At 65.7% G+C, this 23,415-nt stretch carries 21 protein-coding genes; all 21 read left to right on the top strand.

The features are described 5' to 3' along the window. The first annotated feature begins 18 nt into the window (after positions 1-18). The 21 genes from flgE to fliF all read left to right on the top strand — a co-directional run bounded on the left by flgE (position 19) and on the right by fliF (position 23,409). Entirely contained in the window at positions 19-1,242 is a 1,224-nt protein-coding gene (flgE, locus tag M1L61_RS10690) for a flagellar hook protein FlgE (RefSeq protein WP_049436368.1), read from the top strand. Positions 1,243-1,274: 32 nt separating this feature from the next. Beyond that, on the top strand, positions 1,275-2,024 hold the full coding sequence (locus M1L61_RS10685; protein WP_049408900.1) for a flagellar basal body rod protein FlgF: 750 nt from the start codon (positions 1,275-1,277) through the stop codon (positions 2,022-2,024). Positions 2,025-2,126: 102 nt separating this feature from the next. Continuing rightward, complete coding sequence (gene flgG / locus M1L61_RS10680; protein ID WP_005409571.1) at positions 2,127-2,912, top strand: flagellar basal-body rod protein FlgG; 786 nt, start codon at positions 2,127-2,129, stop codon at positions 2,910-2,912. 22 nt (positions 2,913-2,934) lie between these two features. Continuing rightward, complete coding sequence (gene flgH, locus M1L61_RS10675; RefSeq protein WP_010485899.1) at positions 2,935-3,627, top strand: flagellar basal body L-ring protein FlgH; 693 nt, start codon at positions 2,935-2,937, stop codon at positions 3,625-3,627. Positions 3,628-3,629: 2 nt separating this feature from the next. Continuing rightward, positions 3,630-4,766 carry a flagellar basal body P-ring protein FlgI gene (locus tag M1L61_RS10670; RefSeq protein WP_049481298.1) on the top strand — a complete coding sequence of 379 codons (1,137 nt, stop codon included), beginning with the start codon at positions 3,630-3,632 and terminating at the stop codon, positions 4,764-4,766. A gap of 1 nt (position 4,767) precedes the next feature. Next, positions 4,768-5,967, top strand: a complete 1,200-nt coding sequence (gene flgJ, locus M1L61_RS10665; RefSeq protein ID WP_248854721.1) for a flagellar assembly peptidoglycan hydrolase FlgJ — start codon at positions 4,768-4,770, stop codon at positions 5,965-5,967. 8 nt (positions 5,968-5,975) lie between these two features. Then, complete coding sequence (flgK, locus tag M1L61_RS10660) at positions 5,976-7,856, top strand: flagellar hook-associated protein FlgK (protein WP_049436366.1); 1,881 nt, start codon at positions 5,976-5,978, stop codon at positions 7,854-7,856. Beyond that, complete coding sequence (gene flgL / locus M1L61_RS10655; protein WP_248854720.1) at positions 7,853-9,055, top strand: flagellar hook-associated protein FlgL; 1,203 nt, start codon at positions 7,853-7,855, stop codon at positions 9,053-9,055. The genes flgK and flgL overlap by 4 nt, the downstream gene beginning before the upstream one ends. Positions 9,056-9,451: 396 nt before the next feature. After that, on the top strand, positions 9,452-10,666 hold the full coding sequence (locus M1L61_RS10650; RefSeq protein ID WP_248854719.1) for a flagellin: 1,215 nt from the start codon (positions 9,452-9,454) through the stop codon (positions 10,664-10,666). A 72-nt stretch (positions 10,667-10,738) separates the two neighbouring features. Then, positions 10,739-11,899: a flagellin gene (locus tag M1L61_RS10645; RefSeq protein ID WP_248854718.1), complete on the top strand. Its 1,161-nt coding sequence runs from the start codon at positions 10,739-10,741 to the stop codon at positions 11,897-11,899. A gap of 83 nt (positions 11,900-11,982) precedes the next feature. Beyond that, a complete protein-coding gene (locus M1L61_RS10640; RefSeq protein ID WP_248854717.1) occupies positions 11,983-13,194 on the top strand; it encodes a flagellin in 1,212 nt (403 codons plus the stop codon). Between the two features lie 439 nt (positions 13,195-13,633). Beyond that, positions 13,634-15,052 carry a flagellar filament capping protein FliD gene (fliD, locus tag M1L61_RS10635; protein ID WP_010485908.1) on the top strand — a complete coding sequence of 473 codons (1,419 nt, stop codon included), beginning with the start codon at positions 13,634-13,636 and terminating at the stop codon, positions 15,050-15,052. A 128-nt stretch (positions 15,053-15,180) separates the two neighbouring features. Next, a complete protein-coding gene (gene fliS, locus M1L61_RS10630) occupies positions 15,181-15,597 on the top strand; it encodes a flagellar export chaperone FliS (protein ID WP_005409561.1) in 417 nt (138 codons plus the stop codon). After that, positions 15,594-15,887 (top strand): hypothetical protein, encoded by a 294-nt coding sequence (locus tag M1L61_RS10625; RefSeq protein WP_248854716.1) that lies wholly within the window; start codon positions 15,594-15,596, stop codon positions 15,885-15,887. Before fliS ends, M1L61_RS10625 begins: the two co-directional genes overlap by 4 nt. Beyond that, complete coding sequence (locus M1L61_RS10620) at positions 15,884-16,462, top strand: PilZ domain-containing protein (protein ID WP_248854715.1); 579 nt, start codon at positions 15,884-15,886, stop codon at positions 16,460-16,462. The genes M1L61_RS10625 and M1L61_RS10620 overlap by 4 nt, the downstream gene beginning before the upstream one ends. A gap of 92 nt (positions 16,463-16,554) precedes the next feature. Then, the gene (locus M1L61_RS10615) at positions 16,555-17,187 is read left to right on the top strand and encodes a response regulator transcription factor (protein WP_010485918.1); all 633 of its coding nucleotides are present in this window, start codon (positions 16,555-16,557) and stop codon (positions 17,185-17,187) included. Positions 17,188-17,510: 323 nt separating this feature from the next. Further along, on the top strand, positions 17,511-18,920 hold the full coding sequence (rpoN, locus tag M1L61_RS10610; protein ID WP_019336601.1) for an RNA polymerase factor sigma-54: 1,410 nt from the start codon (positions 17,511-17,513) through the stop codon (positions 18,918-18,920). Positions 18,921-18,934: 14 nt separating this feature from the next. Further along, positions 18,935-19,312, top strand: a complete 378-nt coding sequence (locus M1L61_RS10605) for a response regulator transcription factor (RefSeq protein ID WP_010485922.1) — start codon at positions 18,935-18,937, stop codon at positions 19,310-19,312. After that, the gene (locus tag M1L61_RS10600) at positions 19,309-20,814 is read left to right on the top strand and encodes a sigma-54 dependent transcriptional regulator (RefSeq protein ID WP_248854714.1); all 1,506 of its coding nucleotides are present in this window, start codon (positions 19,309-19,311) and stop codon (positions 20,812-20,814) included. Before M1L61_RS10605 ends, M1L61_RS10600 begins: the two co-directional genes overlap by 4 nt. A gap of 569 nt (positions 20,815-21,383) precedes the next feature. Continuing rightward, positions 21,384-21,749 carry a flagellar hook-basal body complex protein FliE gene (gene fliE, locus M1L61_RS10595; RefSeq protein WP_005409552.1) on the top strand — a complete coding sequence of 122 codons (366 nt, stop codon included), beginning with the start codon at positions 21,384-21,386 and terminating at the stop codon, positions 21,747-21,749. A gap of 13 nt (positions 21,750-21,762) precedes the next feature. Next, positions 21,763-23,409, top strand: coding sequence for a flagellar basal-body MS-ring/collar protein FliF (fliF, locus tag M1L61_RS10590; protein WP_010485928.1), 1,647 nt, complete (start codon positions 21,763-21,765; stop codon positions 23,407-23,409). Positions 23,410-23,415: the final 6 nt, after the last annotated feature.

Genomic DNA, 23,415 nt, shown 5'->3' with positions numbered 1-23,415 from the left:
ACTTATCAGGAGCATCCCATGGGCTTCAATGTCTCGCTGTCCGGCATCAATGCCGCCAATTCCGACCTGAGCGTTACTGCCAATAACGTCGCCAACGTCAATACCACCGGCTTCAAGGAATCGCGCGCCGAGTTCGCCGACCTGTTCTCGGCCACCGGCTACGGCCTGTCGAAGAACGCGGTCGGTTCGGGCGTCCGCGTCTCCAACGTCGCCCAGCAGTTCAAGCAGGGCCACAACGAACAGACCGGCCGCAGCCTGGATATGGCCATTTCCGGTGAAGGCTTCTTCACCATGAACATGAACGGCAGCCGCGTGTACTCGCGCGCCGGCAACTTCCAGACCGATCCGTCCGGTTACGTGGTCAACCCGCAGGGCGCACGCCTGCAGGTGTTCGCGCCGAATGCAGACGGCACCAACTTCGATGCCGGCCGCATGGTCGACCTGCAGCTGCTGACCACCGACAGCCCGCCGAAGCAGACCAGCGAAGTAAAGGTCGGCTTCACCCTGCCGGCCAACGCCAAGCAGCCGACGGTCACCACCTTCGATCCGACCGATTCGAACAGCTACAACCACTCCAGCGGTGGCATCACTGTGTACGACTCGCTGGGCGTCAGCCACATCCAGGTCTCGTACTTCGTGAAGGGTGCCAACCCGAACGAGTGGACCGTGCGCAACTACGTGGATGGCCAGCCGGCCGGCGCGCCGACCCCGGTCACCTTCGACAACAGCGGCAAGCTCACCGCGCCAGCCAACGGCAAGGTCAGCCTCGGCACCTTCACCCCGACCACCGGTGCGGGCGTGCTGAACATGACGCTGGATGTGAGCGGCTCGACCCAGTACGGCGAAAAGTTCGCGCTGCGCAACACCCAGCAGGACGGCTACGCCGCCGGCAAGCTCAACGAAATCACGGTATCGGAAACCGGCGTGGTCTACGCCCGTTACTCCAACGGTGCCGACAAGCCGCTGGGCCAGGTCGCGCTGACCACCTTCAACAATCCGCAGGGACTGGAATCGAAGGGCAACAACCTGTGGGTGGATACCTTCAGCTCGGGCACGCCGCGCACCGGCATGCCGGACACCTCCAACCTCGGCAAGATCCAGGCCGGCTCGCTGGAAGCGTCCACCGTCGACCTCACCGAGCAGCTGGTCAACATGATCACCGCGCAGCGCAACTTCCAGGCCAACGCGCAGATGATCACCACCCAGGACCAGATCACCCAGACCGTCATCAACATCCGTTGATGACGCGCTGACCCTGTCACGGAACTCCCCGCATGGATAAAGCCCTTTACGTGGCGATGACCGGTGCCCGCGCCTCCCTGCAGGCGCAGGGCACGCTCAGCCACAACCTCGCCAACTCCGACACCCCCGGCTTCAAGGAAGCGCTGGCCAATACCGAAGCCTTCCCGATCCGTGGCCCGGGCTTTGCCTCGCGGGTGGATGCGCTGCATGTCGACGCCGGATTCAACCGCACGCCCGGCTCGCAGCACATCACTGGCAAGCCGCTGGATCTGTCCCTGCAGACCGGCACCTGGCTGGCCGTGCAATCCAGTGACGGCAGCGAGGCCTACACGCGCGGCGCGGCGTTGTCGGTGACGCCGAACGGCCAGCTGGTGACCTCCAGCGGCCGTCCGGTACTGGATGACAACAACAACCCGATCGCCATCCCGCCCTACCAGGCGATGGAGATCGGTGCCGACGGCACGCTCTCGATCATCCCGCAGGGCGAAGGCCCGCAGACCATGGCACAGATCGGTCGCATCAAAGTGGTGCAGGCACCGGATGAACGCCTGGAGCGTGGCCTGGATGGCCTGTTCCGCAACACCGACCCACGCCAGCCGTTCGTACCGGCACAGGGTACGGCCGTGCACAGCGGCCAGCTGGAAGGCAGCAACGTGGACGCCGCTGGCGCGCTGGTGCAGATGATCCAGCTGCAGCGCCAGTACGAAATGCAGGTGCAGGTGATCAAGCACGGCGACGAGAACGCGCGCAGCGCCAACAGCATGCTGCGCCTGGGCAGCTGACGGAATTCCGGCGCCGGCTGATGCCGGCGCTGGCACACCGCTTGCACACCCGCATTCAAGGGCCGCACCACGCGGCCGGCTTCACCAGACAGGACACCGAAGATGAACCAGGCATTGTGGATCGCGAAAACCGGACTGGATGCGCAGCAGATGCGCATGTCGGTGGTTTCCAACAACCTCGCCAACACCAACACCACCGGCTTCAAGCAGGACCGTGCCAGTTTCGAGGACCTGCTGTACCAGCAGGTGCGCCAGCCGGGCGGTTCCTCGTCGGCACAGACGCAGCTGCCGACTGGCCTGCAGCTGGGTACCGGCGTGCGCGTGGTCGCCACCGCCAAGAACTTCGAACAGGGGGGCCAGCAGCAGACCGGCCGCGCGCTGGACGTGATGGTCAACGGCCGTGGCTTCTTTGAAGTGCAGATGCCCGACGGCAGCTCGGCCTATACCCGTGATGGCTCGTTCAAGATCAACCAGGACAGCGAGCTGGTCACCAACAGCGGCTATCCGGTGCAGCCCGGCATCCAGATTCCCGAAGGCGCGCAGTCGGTGACCATCGGTACCGACGGCACCATCAGCGTGAAGATGGCCGACGGTGCGGCGTCGGTGGAAGTGGGTGCGCTGACCCTGACCGACTTCGTCAATCCGGCTGGCCTGCAGGCCCGCGGCGAGAACCTGTTCCTGGAGACCACCGCTTCTGGTCCGGCACAGAACGGCAACCCCGGACTCAACGGCCTCGGCACTGTGGTGCAGGGCGCGCTGGAAGGCAGCAACGTCAACGTGGTGGAAGAGCTGGTGTCGATGATCGAAACCCAGCGCGCCTACGAAATGAACGCCAAGGCGATCTCCACCACCGATTCGATGCTCGGCTACCTCAACAACAAGCTCTGACCGGCCAAACCGGGAAACCGCCATGTCGCCCATTTCCAACTTCGCCCGCACTGCCCTCGCCTGCGCCGTGGCCGCCCTGCTCGGTGGCTGCGTGATCGCCGGCGACGTGCGTCCCTACCCGACGATGGCGCCGATCCAGCCGATCATGCCGCCGCAGGCCCAGCCGACCGCGGGTGCCATCTATGCCGCCGGCCCGACCCTGCAGCTGTATTCGGACCGCCGCGCACGCGATGTTGGCGATCTGCTGACCATCACCCTGCTGGAAAACACCACCGCCCAGACCAGTGCCAACACGGCCACCAACAAGGAATCCAACCTGAGCCTGGGCACACCGTCCATTCTCGGCGCTCCGGTCACCCTCGGCGGCAAGGACATTCTGAGTGCCACGGCCAAGGGCGCGCGTGACTTCACCGGCAAGGGCAACAGCGCGCAGAGCAACCGCCTGCAGGGCAGCGTCACGGTCACCGTGGTCCAACGCCTGCCCAACGGCAACCTGGTGGTACAGGGGCAGAAGAACCTGCGGCTGAACCAGGGCGATGAACTGGTGCAGGTGCAGGGCATCGTCCGCCCGGGCGACATCAGCCAAGACAACACCATTCCGTCCAGCCGCGTGGCCGAAGCCCGCATCGTCTATGGCGGCCGCGGCCCGGTCGCGCAGTCCAACGCGATGGGCTGGCTGAGCCGCTTCTTCAACTCCGGCCTGACGCCGTTCTGAGTATGGCCATGAAACTCTTTCTCACTTCCTCCTGGCAGCGCCGCGTGGCGTCGTTCGCCGCGCTGATGCTGCTGGCCGTGACGGCGCCCGCCAGTGCCGAGCGCATCAAGGACCTGGCCCAGGTCGGCGGCGTTCGCGGCAACGCGCTGGTGGGCTATGGCCTGGTGGTCGGCCTGGATGGCAGCGGCGACCGCACCAGCCAGGCCCCCTTCACCGTGCAGAGCCTGAAAAACTTGCTTGGCGAGCTGGGCGTAAACGTGCCGCCAAACGTCAACCCGCAGCTGAAGAACGTGGCCGCCGTGGCGATCCACGCCGAACTGCCGCCGTTCGCCAAGCCGGGCCAGCCGATCGACATCACCGTGTCTTCCATCGGCAACGCGGTGTCGCTGCGCGGCGGTTCGCTGCTGATGGCGCCGTTGCGCGGTGCCGACGGCCAGATCTACGCGATCGCCCAGGGCAACCTGATCGTCGGCGGCTTTGGTGCGCAGGGCAAGGATGGTTCCCGTGTCTCGGTGAACGTGCCCAGCGTCGGCCGCATTCCCAACGGTGCAACCGTGGAACGTGCCCTGCCCGATCCGCTGGCCAATGGCGGCGACATCACCCTGAACCTGCACAACAACGACTTCACCACGGTCTCGCGCATGGTCGCCGCGCTCAACAACGCCTTTGGCGAAGGTGCCGCGCGTGCGGTCGACGGCGTGACCGTGGCGGTCACCGCGCCGACCGATCCGGGCGCACGCATCGGCCTGCTGGCGCGCATCGAGAACCTGGAACTGACCCCCGGCAGCGCCCCGGCCAAGGTGGTGGTCAATTCGCGCACCGGCACCGTGGTCATCGGCCAGCAGGTGCGCGTGGGACCGGCTGCGATCTCGCATGGTTCGCTGACCGTGACCATCCAGGAGAACACCAACGTCAGCCAGCCCAATGCGCTGTCCGGCGGCCGCACCGTGGCCAGCCCGCAGTCGACCATCACCGCCACCAACGACGGCAGCCGCATGTTCAAGTTCAGCGGCGGCACCACCCTGGACGAGATCGTGCACGCGGTGAACGCCGTGGGTGCAGCACCAGGCGATCTCATCGCGATCCTGGAAGCCCTGAAGCAGGCCGGCGCCCTGAGTGCCGAGCTCGAGGTGATCTGATATGCGCATCAATCCCGCATTCGATCTGCACCCGGCGCAACAGAACGATCCGGCCAAGATCGACAAGGTCGCGCGCCAACTGGAAGGCCAGTTCGCGCAGATGCTGGTCAAGAGCATGCGTGACGCCAGCTTCGGCGACTCGCTGTTCCCCGGCGAGAACAAGATGTTCCGCGACATGTACGACCAGAAGATTGCCGAGGCGATGACCCGCGGCAAGGGCCTGGGACTGTCGGGCATGATCAGCCGGCAGCTGTCCGGGCAGGCCGCCGAGGGTCCGGCGCTGGATACCCGCGTGGACCCGGCCAAGGCCAGCCGTGCTTACCAGCTCAATGCACCGGCCAAGCCGGCGCCGTCGCTGCCATTGGAAGATGGCAGCCAGGCCGTGCGCCTGCTGCAGCAGATGGCCGCCGGTGCACAGCAGGGTGCACAGGCGGCTGTCGCGCCGATGGAGCAGGCTCTGGACCTGATCGCCGGCCGTGAGAGCAGCAGCATGCACCGCTCGCTGGGCACCGAGGATCCGTACATCGGCAGCCTGCAGGGCGAGGACTGGGCCGCCAGCAGCGATCAGTGGTCGGCTACTGCCAGCAACCGCGGCACGGCCATCAGCCCAGCCGATGCGATGGCTACCCGCACCGCCGTCGCCCAGCTGGGCGAACACACCCCGGAAGGCTTCGTCGCCAGTATCTGGCAGCACGCGCAGAGTGCAGCCAAGGAACTGGGCGTGGATGCCCGCGCCCTGGTCGCCCAGGCGGCGCTGGAGACCGGCTGGGGCAAGCGCCACATCAAGCATGCCGACGGCAGCACTTCGCACAACCTGTTCGGCATCAAGGCCAACGGCTGGAACGGCCAGCGCGCCACGGCCGGCACCCATGAATATGTCGACGGCGTGCGCCGCAACGAGACCGCCAGCTTCCGCGCCTACAGTTCGCCGGCTGAGAGCTTCGCCGACTACGTGCGCCTGCTGAAGACCAGCCCGCGTTACCAGCAGGCCCTGCAGGCCGGCACCGACGTGCAGGGCTTCGCCCGCGGCCTGCAGCGCGCCGGCTATGCCACCGATCCGCGCTATGCGGCCAAGATCGCCGCGATCGCCGGCGGACCGACCATCGAGCGCGCCGTCAGTGCCGTCGCCGATGCCGGCTCGCGCCTTGGCCAGACCTTCGCCAGCACCGCAACCGCGGCGCTGGGTATCACTCGTCGTTGAGGAACCCCATGTCCAGCGTACTTTCCACCGGTACCGGTGCCCTGCTCGCCTTCCAGCGTGCGTTGGCGACCACCAGCCACAACGTGGCCAACCTCAATACACCCGGCTACAGCCGGCAGAAGGTCAACTTCGCCACCGCCGATCCGCAGAACTACGGCTATGGCACGGTCGGCAACGGCACCCGTATCACCGACATACGCCGCACCGCCGACCAGCTGGCGATCTCGCGGCTGCTCGACAGCAGCGGTGAACTGGCGCGCCTGAAGCAGCTTTCCAGCATGGCCGACCGCGTCAACGCGCTGGTCTCCGATCCTGCCACCAACGTCTCCGGCGTCTGGTCGAACTTCTTCGATTCGGTCAGCGGCCTGTCCTCCAATGCCTCCGGCACCGCCGATCGCCAGAACATGCTCGACGGCGGCAAGGCCCTGGCCAACCGCTTCGTGCAGCTCAATACCCACCTGAACAACCTCAACAGCGAGGTCAACAACGGCCTGCTGGCCGGTGCCACCGAGATCAACCGGCTTGCGCAGGAGATCGCGCAGATCAACGGCGCCATCGGCACCAACATCGCCACGGCCGCACCCGACCTGCTCGATCGCCGTGACCAGCTGATCACCCAGCTGATCGGCTACACCGGTGGCACGGCGGTGATCCAGGACGGCGGCATCATGAATGTCTACACCGCCGGCGGCAACGCGCTGGTTGTGGGCACCACGGCGACCAAAGTCACCACCGTGGCCGACCCTTACCAGCCCGAACGCCTGCAGCTCGCCCTGGAGACCCAGGGCAACACGATCCGCCTCGACCCAAAGGCGGTCGGCGGCCAGATCGGTGGCCTGATGGAGTTCCGCGACACCGTGCTGACCCCGGCCCAGGCCGAACTGGGCAAGCTGGCCGTGGGCCTGGCCGAGACCTTCAACCAGGCCCACCACCAGGGTGTTGACCTGTACGGCAAGATGGGCGGCGACTTCTTCAACATCGGCAACCCGCGCGTCACCGCCAACAACAGCAATACCGGCACTGCCAGCCTCAGCGCGACCTATGGCGACCTGGGCAAGCTGGACGCGCAGAACGTGGTGCTGCAGTTCGATGGCACCAACTGGAAGGCCAGCCGGGCCGACACCGGCGCCAGCGTGCCGCTGACCGGTTCTGGCACCGCTGCCGACCCGTTGATGATCAACGGCGTCAAGCTGGTGGTCGGCGGCACGCCGTCGGCCAACGACCGCTTCCTGCTGCAGCCCACCGCAGGTGTGGCCGGCAGCATGGAGATGGCCATCACCGATCCGTCGCGCATTGCCGCTGCGGCTGCGGTCAAAGGCGCGGCCGCGACCGCCAACACCGGTACCGGCAAGCTGAGCGGCGTGACCGTGACCGATGCGAGCAACGCCAACCTGCGAAACCCGGCGGCCATCGTGTTCACCTCGGCCACCACCTACACCATCGACGGTGGCCCGCCGCAGACCTACACCCCCGGCCAGACCATCAGTGCCAATGGTTGGAGCTTCGTGCTGGACGGCGCTCCGAAGGTCGGCGACACCTTCAACATCACCCCGACCCCGGCCGGGTCCTCTGACAACAGCAATGCCGCCAAGCTGGCCAAGGTCGAGAGCGCCAAGGCCTTCAACGCCGGCACGGTGACGTTGAACGGCGCGCTGGGCGGCCTGACCACCCAGGTCGGTGCCGCGGCCCGTTCGGCCGAGTACTCGCTGGATGCCCAGCTGGTGATCAACGACAAGGCGCAGGAAGCGCGCGATGAAGTGTCCGGCGTCAACCTGGACGAGGAGGCCGCCGACATGCTGCGCCTGCAACAGGCCTACCAGGCAGCCTCGCAGCTGATCTCCACCGCTGACAGCATGTTCCAGACCATCCTGGGAGCCGTCCGCCGATGAGCAGCCGCATCTCCACCAGCATGATGTACAACCAGTCGGTGTCGCTGATGATGGCCAAGCAGGCCAAGCTCAGCCACCTGGAGCAGCAGATCGCCACCGGCAGCAAGATCGTCACCGCCAAGGACGATCCGGTCGGCGCCGGCGCTGCGGTCGGACTGGACCGCAGCCTGGCCGCACTGGACCGCATGAAGCTCAACGCCGGCAACGTACAGAACCGCCTGGGTGTGCAGGAAAACACCCTGGCACAGGTCAACGATCTGATGGGGCGGGTCAACGACCTGACCATCCAGGCCAGCAACCCCGCGTTGAGCGCGGCCGACAAGAAGACACTGATAACCGAGCTGAACCAGATCCGCGACGGCCTGCTGTCGCTGGCCAACGCCGAGGACGGCACCGGTCGCTATGTGTTCGGCGGCACCAACGATGGTGATCCTCCGTTCGCCAAGATCGACGGCAAGGTGGTCTACCGCGGTGACCAGACCCAGCGCCAGATCGAGGTCGGCCCCGATACCTACGTCCGCGATGCCCTGCCCGGCAGCGAGATCTTCATGCGCATCCCCACCGGCGATGGCTTCGTCGATGGCGGTGCCGCCGCCGGCAACACCGGCAACGGCGTGCTGACCAACATCACCCGCGATGGCAGCGACAGCTGGAACGGCCAGAGCTTCAGCGTCCGCTTCACCGCCGCCAACCATTACGAAGTGCTGGATGGTGCCGGCAATGTGACCGGCACCGGCACCTACAAGGCCGGTGATGATCTGGAAGTGAACGGCGTACGCCTGCAGATCACCGGTGCGCCTGCCGCAGGCGACAGCTTCAACGTGAAGCCGGCGAGCAGCCGTGACATCTTCGACACCATGGACAAGCTGATCACCGCGCTTGACGCCGACACCGGCACCACCGCGAAGATGAGCGCACAGCAGAACGAATTGCAGAGCGCGTTGCGCGACGTGGCACGGGCGTCGGAGCGGATGATCGACTCACGTGCGGCCGGCGGTGCGCAGCTGAAAGCCCTGGACAATGCCGCCGACATGCGTGAAGCCAACAGCGTGACGTTGAAGACCACGCTGTCGCAGATGCGCGACCTGGACTACGCCGATGCGCTGAGCCAGTACCAGCTGCAGAGCACTGCACTGCAGGCGGCACAGACGATCTTCTCGCAGATGCAGTCGATGTCGTTGTTCAACAAGATCGGCTGACAGCGCTCCCACCTCAGCTCTCAAAGGCCGCGATGCCCTGCATCGCGGCCTTTTTCGTTTCTGGGGCCCGTTGCCGCCGGGCGCGCCGACCCACCTTCCGCGGATTTTCCGTGATTACCCATCAAGCCCGGCCGGAGCCCGCCGATACCTTCATCAGCGCTGGTTGGGCATGCCCGACCGCCCCCTCCGGGGTCGCCTTCACGCCCCTCCAGGGCTGGAAAACCCCGGAAAAACAGCCTCCGGCAACGAATTACGGCTTCAGCGGAATTCACGGCTAAAGGTTGTTGACAAAGCGCCGTTATTCATTTGGCAACAACGAAGCACACAGCCACACAAAAAAACAGGCGGCGCTTCGTTTCATTCACCAACGGGTTCCATATAAGAGGAGACGACCCCATGGCACAGGTAATCAACACCAATACGATGTCGCTCAACGCTCAGCGCAACCTGAGCACCAGCGGCAACTCGCTGGCCACCACCATCCAGCGCCTCTCGTCCGGCCTGCGCATCAACAGCGCGAAGGACGACGCCGCCGGCCTGGCGATCTCGGAGCGCTTCAGCACCCAGATCCGCGGCCTGGACGTGGCCATCCGCAACGCCAACGACGGCATCTCGCTGGCCCAGGTCGCCGAAGGCTCGCTGAGCGAAGTCGGCAACAACCTGCAGCGCATCCGCGAACTGGCCGTGCAGGCCTCCAACGCCACCAACTCCAGCAGCGACCGCAAGGCCCTGCAGGCCGAAGTGACCCAGCTGGTCAGCGAAATCGACCGCGTCGCCAAGCAGAGCGACTTCAACGGCACCAAGCTGCTGGACGGCTCGTTCACCAGCCAGCTGTTCCAGGTCGGCGCCAATGCCGGTCAGGCAATCGCGATCAACAGCGTGGTGGATGCAAAGGCTGAATCGCTCGGCACGACCACCTTCGTCAATGCCGGCTCGATCAACATGACCGATGCGCGCGTCGACACTGCGAAGGGCACTCTCGCGAACGTCACTGTAGGTGGCATAAGCCTTGGCGATGTCAAGTTCGACTACACCACCCCGCCTGGCGCGCCAGCTACCGCACCTGAGATCGCTGCAGTTCGTGCAGCCAATCAGCAGAACGCAACCAAGGCGCTCGCCGCTGCCCTGAACGGGAAAATTGGTGAGACGGGCCTCCATGCTGCCACCACCACTACCGCAGGCGAGATTGCACTCACTTCGGTGAAGGCCGACAACACCACGACGGCCGTAGAGGTGACCATCAACACCGCAACCCCTGACAAGTTGAACAATCCTGCCGCCGGCGCCACTGCCGCCCACGTCGCCGACATCAAGATTGACACTGTAGCGGGAGCCCAGCAGGCGCTGGAAATCGTCGACAAGGCTCTGGAATCGGTCAACAGCGTGCGCGCCGACCTCGGCGCGATCCAGAACCGCTTCACCTCGGTGGTGGCCAACCTGCAGACCTCCTCGGAGAACCTGTCGGCCTCGCGCAGCCGCATCCGCGATACCGACTTCGCCAAGGAAACCGCCGAACTGACCCGCACCCAGATCCTGCAGCAGGCCGGTACGGCCATGCTGGCCCAGGCCAACCAGGTACCGCAGAACGTGCTCAGCCTGTTGCAGCGCTGACATGAGCCGCCCCCGGGGCACGTCGGGGGCGTCTAACCCAACTCACGTGCAACCGCTCAAGGACCTCTCCTCATGGCACAAGTCATCAACACCAACACGATGTCGTTGAATGCTCAGCGTAACCTGAGCACCAGCGGCAGCTCGCTGGCCACCACCATCCAGCGCCTGTCCTCCGGTTCGCGCATCAACAGCGCCAAGGACGACGCCGCTGGCCTGGCGATCTCCGAACGCTTCGGCACCCAGATCCGCGGTACCGACGTTGCGATCCGCAATGCCAACGACGGCATTTCGCTGGCCCAGGTCGCCGAAGGTTCGCTGACCGAGATCGGCAACAACCTGCAGCGCATCCGTGAACTGGCTGTGCAGTCATCGAACGCTACCAACTCGACCAGCGACCGCAAGGCTCTGCAGGCCGAAGTAACCCAGCTGAAGTCGGAAATCGATCGCGTCGCCAAGCAGTCCGAGTTCAACGGCACCAAGCTGCTGGACGGCTCCTTCACCAGCCAGCTGTTCCAGGTCGGCGCCAATGCGGGTCAATCCATTGCCATCGACAAGGTGATCGACGCAACCGTCTCGAAGCTTGGAACCTCCAGCTACGCTGGTGGCGCACTTACCCCTGTAGCTGCCGCGCTGGCTGCTGATAGTGACCTCACGGGCACAATCAAGGTGGGAGGGAAAGACATCAAGCTTGATACCGTCGCACTGAAGAAGGATGCGACTGCAGATGAGCAGAACCAAGCCATCATTACGGCAATCAATGCCAAGATCGGTGAAACCGGCGTTCTGGCTGTCATGGACAAGACTGCCGGCAAGATCAATCTGACCCAGGTCAAGGATGGCGTCGCGATGGCGACCGCCGACATTGATGTCAAGATCGGTGCGACCGCAGTCACATTCGCTGCCGGAACGGCATCGACCGAACACATCTCGGATGTTGACGTTTCAACCCTCGCCGGTGCACAGAAGGCGCTGTCGACCATCGATAATGCTCTGGGTTCGATCAACAGCACTCGCGCCGACCTCGGTGCGATCCAGAACCGCTTCACTTCGGTGGTCGCGAACCTGCAGACCTCTTCGGAGAACATGTCGGCTTCGCGCAGCCGCATCAAGGATACGGACTTCGCCAAGGAAACCGCCGAGCTGACCCGCACCCAGATCCTGCAGCAGGCCGGTACGGCCATGCTGGCCCAGGCCAACCAGGTGCCGCAGGGCGTGCTCAGCCTCCTGCGCTGATCCTAAACCGATGATATGAGGCCGCGTGGCAACACCGGCCTCTAATCCCGGCACTTGAGTACTTAGCCAAAGGAAAAATGATCATGGCACAAGTCATCAATACCAATACGATGTCGTTGAACGCTCAGCGCAACCTGAGCACCAGTGGCAGCTCGCTTGCCACCACCATCCAGCGCCTGTCGTCGGGTTCGCGCATCAATAGCGCCAAGGACGATGCCGCCGGCCTGGCAATCTCCGAGCGCTTCGGCACCCAGATCCGCGGCACCGATGTTGCGATCCGCAATGCCAACGACGGCATCTCGCTGGCCCAGGTCGCCGAAGGTTCACTGACCGAGATCGGTAACAACCTGCAGCGTATCCGTGAACTGGCCGTGCAGTCGTCGAACGCCACCAACTCTGCCAGCGATCGCAAGGCACTGCAGTCGGAAGTCACCCAGCTGAAGGCCGAAATCGATCGCGTTGCCAAGCAATCCGAGTTCAACGGCACCAAGTTGCTGGATGGCTCGTTCACCAGCCAGCTGTTCCAGGTTGGTGCCAACGCCGGCCAGGGCATCGCGATCGACAAGATTGTCGACGCGCGCTCTACCGCGCTGGGTGCAACCGACTTTGCTTCGGGCAAGATCACGGTCGCAGCGGTTGCTACGACTGCTGCAGCCGCACCTGCCACGACCTTCGGTTACAACGCGGTCAGCATGGCCGGCCTGAAGATCAATGGCACTGATATTGGCGACGTCACCGTCGCCGCGAGCTCCACCGATGCCTATGCAAACACGGGCGACGCTGCCGCCGCTGGCAAGCTGGCAGTCGGCAATGCGCTGGCAGCATCGATCAATGCCAAGACCGGCGATCATGGTGTAACTGCAACCGTCGACAGCGCAGGTGACGTGGTGCTGGATGCCTGGAAGGAAGGCACCACAGCAATCACGGCAAACATGGCAACCGGCGCAACCTATGCTGCCAGCACTCCGGCATCCTCGCCGAAGCGCGTGGGTGACCTGGACATCAGCACCTTCGCTGGAGCCCAGCAGGCCCTCCAGATCGTCGACAACGCACTGGGTTCGATCAACAGCACCCGAGCCGACCTCGGTGCGATCCAGAACCGCTTCACCTCGGTGGTGGCTAATCTTCAGACCTCCTCGGAGAACATGTCCGCCTCGCGTAGCCGCATCAAGGATACCGATTTCGCCAAGGAAACCGCCGAGCTGACCCGCACCCAGATCCTGCAGCAGGCCGGTACGGCCATGCTGGCCCAGGCCAACCAGGTGCCGCAGGGCGTGCTCAGCCTGCTGCGCTGATCCACGGCAAGAAGGTGCCGCTACCGTCGGGTCAAACCGACGGTAGCAGCAACCCGGAAGTCACGGTGCACGAAGGCGCGGGCCATGCCCGGCCCGGGATCACTCCCGAACCGGCTTGGCATCGCCCGCTCCTGCGGACCTCTCTTTCAGCGCTGTACCTTTGACTGTACGTACCGGGCGGCTTCGTCTCCCCCCGATTGTCAGTAGCCTGATCCCTCCCCTGCATTGGGGGAGGGTCTTTTGCAGACCCCCGGCAGCCCGCGGTGAATGTCCCCGCACCCTGCCCCAATCCTCCTGCAATCTGCGTGCCAGAACCTGCGCCAGACCATTGGCACGGCGCATGCATCAACGAAGTCCTCAAGACCCAGCGGCGCAGGCCGCTATTTTCGTTGACGACGGGCCAGCACCTAGCGGCCAGGCCCGATACCAGGAGAATCACATGGCAAGCTTTGGATACGGTGGCATCGGCTCGGGCCTGAACATTTCAGACATCGTCAGCCAGCTGGTGGCGGCCGACCGCAAGCCCGCCGACAACGCGCTGAACCTGCAGCAGTCCAAGGCCAAGATGCAGCTGTCGTCAATCGGCACCGTCACCTCGGCCTTTGACAAGCTGAAGACTGCATTGACCGCACTGAAGGCCACGACAGCCTTCGACACCCGCACCGTAACCGCCACCGGCAAGGCCGGACCCAACAATGCCGACGACGTGCTGTCGGCATCGGTGGCACTGTACGACCAGGGTTTGACCAAGGCGGCAGCCGCCAACGGCACGCACCAGGTGGAGGTGAAATCCCTCGCCACAGCACACAAGCTGATTGCCAACGCCTCGGTGCCCAAGACCGACACCTTCGGCGCCGGAACCTTGACGCTGACCGTTGGTGTGGGCGACAAAGCAAAGACGATGAAGGTCGAGGTGGAGGCCGGCGACACGCTGACCACCGTGCGCAACAAGATCGACGCGGCAGGCCGCAAGGAAGGCGTGCAGGCGACCCTGATCGCTTCGGGCGACAACCAGTACCTGTCGATCGCCCAGGAGAAGACCGGCGCCGCCAATGCAATCAAGCTCGAATACGGTGGCAGCGACCCGAAGTTGAGCGCGCTGGTTGGCAGCCTTCAGGAGAACACCGCGGCCGCCGATGCCGAGCTGACCATTGATGGCGTCACGGTGATCAGCGACAGCAACACCGTGACCGATGCCGTACCAGGCCTGACCCTGAACCTCAAGGTCAAGGGCAAGAGCACGGTCGTGATCAGTACCGACACCACTGCAGCCACCAAGGTCATGCAGGACTTCGTCAAGGCCTACAACGATGCGATCGCCGCCATCAATACCGAGACCAAGTACGACGCCAAGACCAAGGAAGCGGCGACGCTGACCGGCGATGCGCAGATGCGCGGCGCATCCAGTCAGCTGCGTTCGATGATGGGCGCTGTACTGAAGGACCTGTCCGCGGATGGATTGGATCCGAAGAAGCTCGGCCTGCAGACCCGTGGCTATCCCAATGCCGACGGTAGCCTGGTGCTGGACGCGACCAAGTTCGCAGCGGCGCTTGCCAGCCAGCCGGAGAAGATCCGCTCGGCGATCACCGGTGATACCGGCGGCGCCGGCAAGCTCTACACGATGGTCGACGGTTACGTCAGTACGACCACGGGCAAGGAGGGCGCCTTCGTCGCCCGTACCAAGGGCCTGAACACCACGCTGGACAACATCGACAAGCGACGCAAGGACCTGGACGTCCGCATGAAGAACGTCGAGGAACGCTACAAGAAGCAGTTCCTGGCATTGGACAGCCTGATGGGCAAACTACAGCAGAGCAACACCGCATTGCAGCAACAGCTGGCACAGCTGAACCGCTAAAGGACTGCGTGCGACGCTCAAGTTTGACGTGTAACGCACCGATAACGGACGCAACAGCAATCATCGCCGCGCCGTCGGCAACGGTCCCCACGATCGCCCGACGGCACCCCGCGCAAGGAGAATCACGAATGTACGGTTCCAGCCGTCAATATGCCGAGCAGTACCGCCAGGTGGGAGTGACCAGTGCGGTCGCCGATGCCGATCCGCACAAGCTGGTGGCGATGCTGCTGGCCGGCGCGCTGGAGCGCGTGCGGCGTGCCCTGGCCAGCCTCGAGCGTGGCGATCAGGCCGGCAAGGGCAAGGCGATCGGCGAGGTCTGCGCAATCGTCGGCCACCTCAACGGCTCGCTGGATCATGAAGCCGGCGGCGAGATCGCCGGAAATCTGTCGGCACTGTATGACTATGTACTGCAGCGCCTGACCGAGGCCAATCTGCACAACGACCGCGCCGCGCTGGACGAGTCGCTGCAGCTGCTGGGCGAGATCGACAGCGCCTGGAATGCGATCCCGCAGGAACAGCGCCGCCCGGCCGCGGTGGCGCCATGAGCCTGCATGAACTGCACGCCCAGCTGGACGCCTTCGAGAAGGCCCTTCGCGAAGAATCCCTTGACCAGGCCGACAGCCTGCTCGACGGCCACGACAGCACGCTGCATGCGCTGCTCAGCCAGCCGCTGACCGCCGCCGACCACGCGCCGCTGACCGCGCTGTTCGAACGCCAGCAGAACCTGCTCGGCCTGCTGCGCCAGCGCCGTGATGCCGTCGCCGCGCTGATGAACGACGGCCAGCGCTCCCTTCGCGCGGCACATGCCTACCTGCAGGCAGAATCGCTGGCATGACCCAACTGCCGACCACGTCGCTGCATCACCCGGCCGAAAGCGAGCTGTTCGACGAGACGCTCAGCTGCGAGCTGGCCCTGCCGGCCGAGTTCCAGGCAGGCAGCGCGGCCGGTCGCACCAGCAGCGCCGAAGGCCTGCTGCGCAGCCTGGCGCTGGTTGAAGACAGCCGCGTGGACGAACATGACGACCGCAATGAAGCCAGCCTGCAGTTGCAGCGGCTGGAAGCCAAGCTGGATCTGGCGATGGTGCTGCTGGGCCGGCTAGTGCGCCAGCAGGGCCAGGAACTGACCCTGCGCCCGGTGCGCTGGTCACGGCGCGGCATCCGCCTGCAGCTGGGTCCGCGCAGCGGTGCCAGCACCGGCCAGGCCGGCGTGGTGCGCCTGCAGCCGAGCGACTGGCTGCCCGACCATATCGACCTGCCCGTGGAAGTGATCGCCGAAGCGGCCGACGGCGGCGGTGGCCACTACCTGTGGCTGCGTTTCCAGCGCCTCGGCGATGGCCTGGAAATGGCGATGGAGCGGCATCTGTTCCGCCTGCATCGCCGCCAGGTGGCCGAAGCACGCCGCGCCCGCTGAAACCTGCCACCATGGCGGCGGATGGGCAAGCCTTGGCGCGCCCGTTCAGCTAAGTTAAGGTGGACTCCCCTACACGGATCTGTTGCGTGCCTGTGCGAGTTCTCATCGTCGACGATCACACCCTCGTCCGCGCCGGCCTGGCGCGGCTGCTGCAGGGGTTTGCCGACGTGCAGCTCGTCGCCGAGGCCAGCAATGCCGAGCAGGCACTGCAGCTGGCCCTGCAGCACGCCCCGGACGTGGTCCTGATGGACCTGTCACTCCCCGGCCGCACCGGCCTGGAAGCCCTCAGTGACATCCGCCTGCGCGCTCCCGGCACGCGGGTGGTGATGATGACCATGCACGACGACGCCGCGCACGTGCGCGATGCACTCGATCGCGGCGCGGTCGGGTTCCTGGTCAAGGATGCGGCGCCGCAGGAGCTGGAACTGGCGCTGCGTGCCGCGCACGCCGGACAGGTGTTCCTGAGCCCACAGATCTCCGCCAAGATGCTGGCACCGATGCTCGGCCGTGAGAAACCCACCGGCATCGCCGCGCTGTCGCCACGCCAGCGCGAGATCCTGCGCCGCATCGGCAAGGGTGAGAGCAACAAGGAGATCGCCGCCGACCTCGGCATCAGCGTCAAGACGGTGGAGACCCACCGCGCACGCATGATGGAATCGCTCGGCTGCCGCCGCGCCAACGATCTGCTGCTGCTGGCCGCGCGCCACCAGCACGAGCTGGAGTGATTGCCTGCGAATGGGGTCAGATCCCTTTCCGCAGGAAAGGGATCTGACCCCTGCCCGGCACTGCACCGGCGACGAATTCCCGTCACCCTGACACGCTCCGACAGGAACCCGTACACGGCGCAGCCCGGTCAACCCGGCAACCACACCGAAAATCAGCAACTTAGGCGCGATCATCGTCAACATTCCGCGCCGATGTAGGGAATACCCCTACATCCTGTCAGGACATTCACGAAGCCCCTCAGGAACCCCCTGATTCCGCCCCCGCCGGATCAAAAGCAAGATGCGTTCCACAAGGCGCCGGGGAGCGGTGCCGGGGAACCACGATGAAGGCTGCACTCTCGACCCAGCTGGGCCAACAACTTCACCTTACCCCGCAGTTGCTGCAGTCGATCCGGCTGCTGCAGCTCGATGGGCTGCACCTGGAACAGGAAATCCAGCGCCTGCTGGACTCCAATCCGTTGCTGGAGATCGAAGAGGCCGAAGCGCCCGCAGCCGATGCCACCGAGGCCAGCGCCACGACGATGGACACCGCCGCCTTCGACGAGCTGCCGGAGTCTTCGATGTGGGACGTGGCCGGCGCCAGCTGGCAGGACGGCGACGACGACCGCATGGCGCGCATCGCCGCCGGCGAATCGACCGACCCGCAGCTGCGTGTGCTTCAGCGCCTGTCGCTGGATATGGACGACCGCGAACTGGCGGTGGCCGCGTTCTGGCTCGATCACTGCGACGAGGCCGGCTACCTGCAGGCACCGCTGGACCAGCTGCAGTTGCTGGCCAGCGCCCAGTTCGATATCGCCGCCGACGGCGTCGAAGCCATCCGCCAGCAGCTGCTGCACGGTGAGCCCGCCGGCATGGCTGCGCAGGACCTGCGCGAAGGCCTGCAGGCGCAGCTGCGCAGCCTGCATGGCGCAGTTCCCGCCCGCCATCTGGCCACCCGCATTCTCCACGGCGCACTCGAAGCACTGGCCGCACACGACTACCCCGCCCTCGCCCGCCTGCACGACGCCGAGATCGACGACGTGCGCGAAGCCGTGCGCCTGATCCTGTCGCTGCAGCCGCGCCCGGGTGACAGCCTGCTGCCCGAACGCAATGCCGTGGTGGTACCGGACGTGGTCGCCTGGCACGCCGACGGCCAGTGGAAAGTTGCCCTCAACCCGGCCACCAGCCGCCGGGTCTCGATCAACAGCCAGTACGAACAGGCCTTGGCCGAGACCAGCGAGGCCGCACCGGCGCTGCGCGAAATGCTGCAGGAAGCGCGCTGGTTCAGCCGCGGCCTGTCGATGCGCTACGACACCCTGCTGCGCACCGCGCGGGTGATCGTCGAGCGCCAGGCCGCGTTCCTGGTGCGAGGCGAGGAAGCCATGGCGCCGCTGACCCTGAAGGAAGTGGCCGAGGAAATCGGCATGCACGAGTCCACCGTCTCGCGCATCACCACCGGCAAGTTCCTGCAGACCCCGCGCGGCACCTTCGAACTGAAGCACTTCTTCGCCGTGCGCCTGGAAGGCGCCAGCGTCTCCGGCCAGGCCGTGAAGGCCATGGTCCGCCGCCTGATCGACGCCGAACCGGCCGGCCGGCCGCTGGCCGACGAGGCCATCGCCGGCCTGCTGTCGCGCCAGGGGGTGAACATTGCCCGCCGAACCGTCGCAAAATACCGAGAACAACTGGACATCGCCCCGGCCCGTGAACGGCGCCGGCTTGGCGCCAGGCAACCGCAGCTGGCCCGGGTGGGCTGAAAAGGATGTTGGACATGAACAAGCTCACGGTCCTGTTGGTCGATGACCACGAGGGCTTCATCAATGCGGCGATGCGCCATTTCCGCAAGATCGACTGGCTGCAGATCGTCGGCAGTGCCGGCAACGGCCTGGAAGCGATCGAGCGTTCGGAAACGCTGCGCCCGCAGGTCGTATTGATGGATCTGGCCATGCCGGAGATGGGTGGCCTGCAGGCCACCCGCCTGATCAAGTCGCAGGACGATGCACCGTACATCGTGATCGCCAGCCACTTCGACGACGCCGAGCACCGCGAACACGCGCTGCGCGCTGGCGCCGACAATTTCGTCAGCAAGCTGTCCTACATCCAGGAAGTCATGCCGATCCTGGAAGGCCTCAGGGAGGATCGATCGTGAGCGAATCGCGCATCCTGGTGCTGGACAACGACGCCGTGCGCGCAGAGCGCACCGTTGCCCTGCTGGAATTCATGGACTTCAACCCGCGCTGGGTGTCCGACGCGGCCGACTTCGACCTGGGTCGCCAGCGCCAGAACGACTGGATGGCCGTGATCGTCGGCAACCTGGACGACAACGCCGCCAGCACCGCACTCTACAACTGGCTGGGCGGCAGCAGCCTGCCACCGCCGGTGCTGCTGGCCGATGGTGACGGGGTAACGTTTGCCCGCCAGCACGGCCTGCACGAAGCCAACATCTGGCCACTGGAAACGCCGCTGCGCCATGCGCAGATGGAAGCCCTGCTGCGACGCGCCAGCCTCAAGCGCCTGGACGCCGAGCACCAGGCCGGCGCCGCGCAGGAGCAAGGCCCGACCGGCAACGGCCCGGCGGTGACTGCGTTGCGCACCATGATCGAGCAGGTCGCCGCGTTCGATACCACCGTACTGGTGCTGGGCGAATCCGGTACCGGCAAGGAAGTCGTGTCGCGTGCGATCCACCAGCGCTCGCCGCGCCGTGATGGCCCATTCGTGGCGATCAACTGCGGCGCCATTCCGCCGGACCTGCTGGAAAGCGAACTGTTCGGCCACGAAAAGGGTGCGTTCACCGGCGCACTGACCGCCCGCAAGGGGCGTTTCGAAATGGCCGAGGGCGGCACCCTGCTGCTCGACGAAATCGGCGACATGAGCCTGCCGATGCAGGTAAAGCTGCTGCGCGTGCTGCAGGAACGCAGCTTCGAGCGCGTCGGCGGCAACCAGACCATCCGCTGCAACGTGCGCGTCGTGGCCGCGACCCACCGCGACCTGGAGACCCGCATCGCCGAGGGCAAGTTCCGCGAGGATCTGTTCTACCGCCTCAACGTGTTCCCGATCGAAGTGCCCGCGTTGCGCGAGCGCCGTGAGGACCTGCCGGCGCTGGTGGAAACCATCGCCGCGCAGCTGGCCCGCACCGGCCGTGGCGAAGTGCGCTTCACTCCCGAAGCGCTGCAGGCGCTGTCCAGCTACGAATGGCCGGGCAACGTGCGCGAGCTGACCAACCTGGTCGAGCGCCTGGCGGTGCTGCATCCGGGCGGTTCAGTACGCGTGCAGGACCTGCCGGCCCGCTACCGTGGCGATGCCGCACTGGCAGCGGTGGCTGCACCGGCACCGGCAGCTACGGTTGCCAACGAAGAACGCCTGGACCTGCGCAGCTTCTCGTTCCACACCCCCGGCAGCGGCAACCAGCCGGCGCTGGAGCACGGCATCGCCGTCAATCGCCCGGCGGCACCGGCCGCCCTGCCCGACGAAGGCATGGACCTGCGCAACCACATGGCCAACATCGAACTGGGCCTGATCAACGAAGCACTGGAACGCACCCAGGGCGTGGTCGCCCACGCCGCCCAGCTGCTCGGCCTGCGCCGCACCACCCTGGTGGAAAAGCTGCGCAAGTACGGTATCGAACGCGAGCAGGCCGAACTGGCCGGCTGAAGCGCGCTACCAGCATGAAGGGGGCACGAACGCCTGGGCTTGCCCGGGCGTTCGTGTTTCCAGAACCCGGGGTCGGAGCCCTGCGCATCTACAGCGCCGGAACGCCGGCCGCTGGACACCGCAGCCGTAGGCCAGAAAACCGACGCCGGTTAAATGGCGCGTCACGGCCCAGAATCGCGCCATCTATCTATCCATGCCGTGGATCAAGCGTGTCGACCAAGGTCGACACCCACCAGGAGCAGCATGCCGACCAACGGTCGGCACCTACCAACAGCAGCGGCCAACTGTCGGAGGCGGGGTGGGTCTGGTTGCGGGGGTGTCCGCGGCATGGATGCCGCGGCCAAGCCCCCAAGGACGGGTTTACGGCGTCCCCCGCAACCGGACCCACCCCGCCAACCCACAGATGCCCCGCCTTTGACGTTGACGTTGACGTTGCTTCGGCGGGTGCAGGGCGCAGCCCTGCCAGCACACCCAACCTCCTCACTTCACTGAATCGAAAACCGGTTTCGGCACGGCACTTGCACTGGCTCCAGCAGACAACCCCATCCCTGTTTCTGGAACCGTTGCAGATGTCCCACTCCGTCACTTCGATCCTTTCGCAGATCCGCTCCTATCAGACCCAGATGGGACAGCCGGCGCTCAACCCGCTGGGCGAAACGCCGCGCAGCAACGCCCTGCCGGGCACGGTGCTGGACGCACCGCAGGCCCAGCCGGCCAGCTTCACCGAAACCCTGCGTGGTGCGATTGCCGGCGTCAACGATGCGCAACAGAAATCCGGCGCCCTCGCCAAAGCCTTCGAAATGGGCGACCCCAGCGCCGACCTCGCCAAGGTGATGGTCGCCTCGCAGCAGTCCCAGATCGCCTTCCGCGCCACCGTGGAAGTCCGCAACCGTCTCGTCCAGGCTTACCAGGACGTGATGAACATGCCGCTGTAAGGAATAGAGACGCATGGCACTGACGCTCTCCAAGGACAGCCTGAACGCCGAAAAGGCCGGGCAATGGTTCGACCGCCTGCAGAGTCTGCAGATCACCCGTCGGCTGGGCCTGATGGCGATGATCGCGGTGGCGGTGGCGGCAGGCCTGTCCGTGTTCTTCTGGTCGCAGAAGCCGGGCATGGTCCCGCTGTACACCGGCCTGGACCAGAAGGCGACCGCTGAAGCGACCGACCTGCTGCGCGCCGCGCAGATTCCGTTCGCGCTCGACCCGGCCACCGGTGGCATCACCGTGCCGGAAAAGAACCTGCACGACGCGCGCCTGAAGCTGGCCGGCTCCGGCCTGACCGACAGCGGCAAGCTCGGCTTCGAGCTGATGGAGCGCGACCCGGGCTTCGGCGTCAGCCAGTTCGTCGAAAGCGCGCGCTACCAGCATGCGCTGGAAACCGAGCTGTCGCGCACCATCAACACGCTGCGCCCGGTGCGCGATTCGCGCGTGCACCTGGCCATTCCCAAGCCCAGCGCCTTCACCCGCCAGCGTGACGTGGCCAGCGCCTCGGTGACCCTGGAACTGCGTGGCGGCCAGCAGCTGGAACGCAGCCAGGTGGACGCCATCGTGCACATGGTCGCGGCCAGCATCCCGGATCTCGCCCCGGAACGGGTGACCGTGGTCGACCAGAGCGGGCGCATGCTCAGCGTCAGCGACCCGAACAGTGAGGCGGCGGTCAACGCTGCCCAGTTCGAACAGGTGCGCCGCCAGGAAACCTCGTTCAACCAGCGCATCCGCGAGCTGCTGGAACCGATGACCGGCCCCGGCCGCGTCAACCCGGAAGTGAGCGTGGACATGGATTTCTCGGTAACCGAGGAAGCCCGTGAGCTCTACAACGGTGAACCGCAGAAGCTGCGCAGCGAGCAGATGAGCGAGAACACCACCAGCACCCCGGGCCCGCAAGGCGTGCCGGGCGCGACCAGCAACAGCCCGCCGGGCCAGCAGGCCGCGCCGGCCACCGCGCAGGCGCCGACCGAAAGCAGCAAGAACGCGACCCGCAACTACGAGCTGGACCGCACCCTGCAGCACACCCGTCAGCCGGCGGGCCGCATCAAGCGCGTCTCGGTGGCGGTCCTGGTGGACAACGTGCCGCGCGCCGGCGCCAACGGCAAGGTCAGCCCGCAGCCGCTGTCGGCCGCCGAACTGACCCGCGTCGAGGCACTGGTCAAGCAGGCCGTCGGTTTCAATGCCGAGCGTGGCGATACCGTGTCGGTGATGAACGCTCCGTTCGTGCGTGATACCACGCCGGTCGAAGGCCCGGCCTGGTGGGAGCTGCCGTGGGTGCACGATGCCGGCCGCATGCTGCTGGGCGCCGTGGTGGTGCTGGCATTGCTGTTCGGCGTGCTGCGCCCGGCATTGCGTGCGATCACCGGCCAGAACAGGAAGAACGACGAACAGGCACTGGAACCGCACACCGCGGACGTGCAGCTGGTCGATGACGATGGCATGCCGCTGCCGGCGCTGGGCGCCGACCGGGCCAGCCTGGGCGGGCCGGATGCACTGGCCCTGCCGGTGGATTCATATGAGGAACGACTGCGGATGGCGCGTGAAGCCGTGAAGACCGACTCCAAGCGCGTGGCCCAGGTGGTCAAGGGCTGGGTGGCCAATGACTGAGGCACA

This window comes from Stenotrophomonas sp. NY11291 (assembly GCF_023277365.1).
In the GTDB taxonomy this organism is placed as follows: domain Bacteria; phylum Pseudomonadota; class Gammaproteobacteria; order Xanthomonadales; family Xanthomonadaceae; genus Stenotrophomonas; species Stenotrophomonas geniculata.
The sequence above is the reverse complement of the archived record's forward strand: the minus strand, read 5'-3'. Positions and strand labels throughout refer to the sequence as shown.

Coding starts and splice junctions, on each gene's coding strand:
- M1L61_RS10650 (WP_248854719.1), top strand. CDS start 9,452: ATGGCACAGGTAATCAACACCAATACGATGTCGCTCAACGCTCAGCGC.
- M1L61_RS10685 (WP_049408900.1), top strand. CDS start 1,275: ATGGATAAAGCCCTTTACGTGGCGATGACCGGTGCCCGCGCCTCCCTG.
- flgG (WP_005409571.1), top strand. CDS start 2,127: ATGAACCAGGCATTGTGGATCGCGAAAACCGGACTGGATGCGCAGCAG.
- M1L61_RS10640 (WP_248854717.1), top strand. CDS start 11,983: ATGGCACAAGTCATCAATACCAATACGATGTCGTTGAACGCTCAGCGC.
- fliD (WP_010485908.1), top strand. CDS start 13,634: ATGGCAAGCTTTGGATACGGTGGCATCGGCTCGGGCCTGAACATTTCA.
- M1L61_RS10605 (WP_010485922.1), top strand. CDS start 18,935: ATGAACAAGCTCACGGTCCTGTTGGTCGATGACCACGAGGGCTTCATC.
- flgL (WP_248854720.1), top strand. CDS start 7,853: ATGAGCAGCCGCATCTCCACCAGCATGATGTACAACCAGTCGGTGTCG.
- flgH (WP_010485899.1), top strand. CDS start 2,935: ATGTCGCCCATTTCCAACTTCGCCCGCACTGCCCTCGCCTGCGCCGTG.
- fliS (WP_005409561.1), top strand. CDS start 15,181: ATGTACGGTTCCAGCCGTCAATATGCCGAGCAGTACCGCCAGGTGGGA.
- M1L61_RS10645 (WP_248854718.1), top strand. CDS start 10,739: ATGGCACAAGTCATCAACACCAACACGATGTCGTTGAATGCTCAGCGT.
- flgJ (WP_248854721.1), top strand. CDS start 4,768: ATGCGCATCAATCCCGCATTCGATCTGCACCCGGCGCAACAGAACGAT.
- flgE (WP_049436368.1), top strand. CDS start 19: ATGGGCTTCAATGTCTCGCTGTCCGGCATCAATGCCGCCAATTCCGAC.
- fliF (WP_010485928.1), top strand. CDS start 21,763: ATGGCACTGACGCTCTCCAAGGACAGCCTGAACGCCGAAAAGGCCGGG.
- M1L61_RS10670 (WP_049481298.1), top strand. CDS start 3,630: ATGGCCATGAAACTCTTTCTCACTTCCTCCTGGCAGCGCCGCGTGGCG.
- fliE (WP_005409552.1), top strand. CDS start 21,384: ATGTCCCACTCCGTCACTTCGATCCTTTCGCAGATCCGCTCCTATCAG.
- flgK (WP_049436366.1), top strand. CDS start 5,976: ATGTCCAGCGTACTTTCCACCGGTACCGGTGCCCTGCTCGCCTTCCAG.
- M1L61_RS10625 (WP_248854716.1), top strand. CDS start 15,594: ATGAGCCTGCATGAACTGCACGCCCAGCTGGACGCCTTCGAGAAGGCC.
- rpoN (WP_019336601.1), top strand. CDS start 17,511: ATGAAGGCTGCACTCTCGACCCAGCTGGGCCAACAACTTCACCTTACC.
- M1L61_RS10620 (WP_248854715.1), top strand. CDS start 15,884: ATGACCCAACTGCCGACCACGTCGCTGCATCACCCGGCCGAAAGCGAG.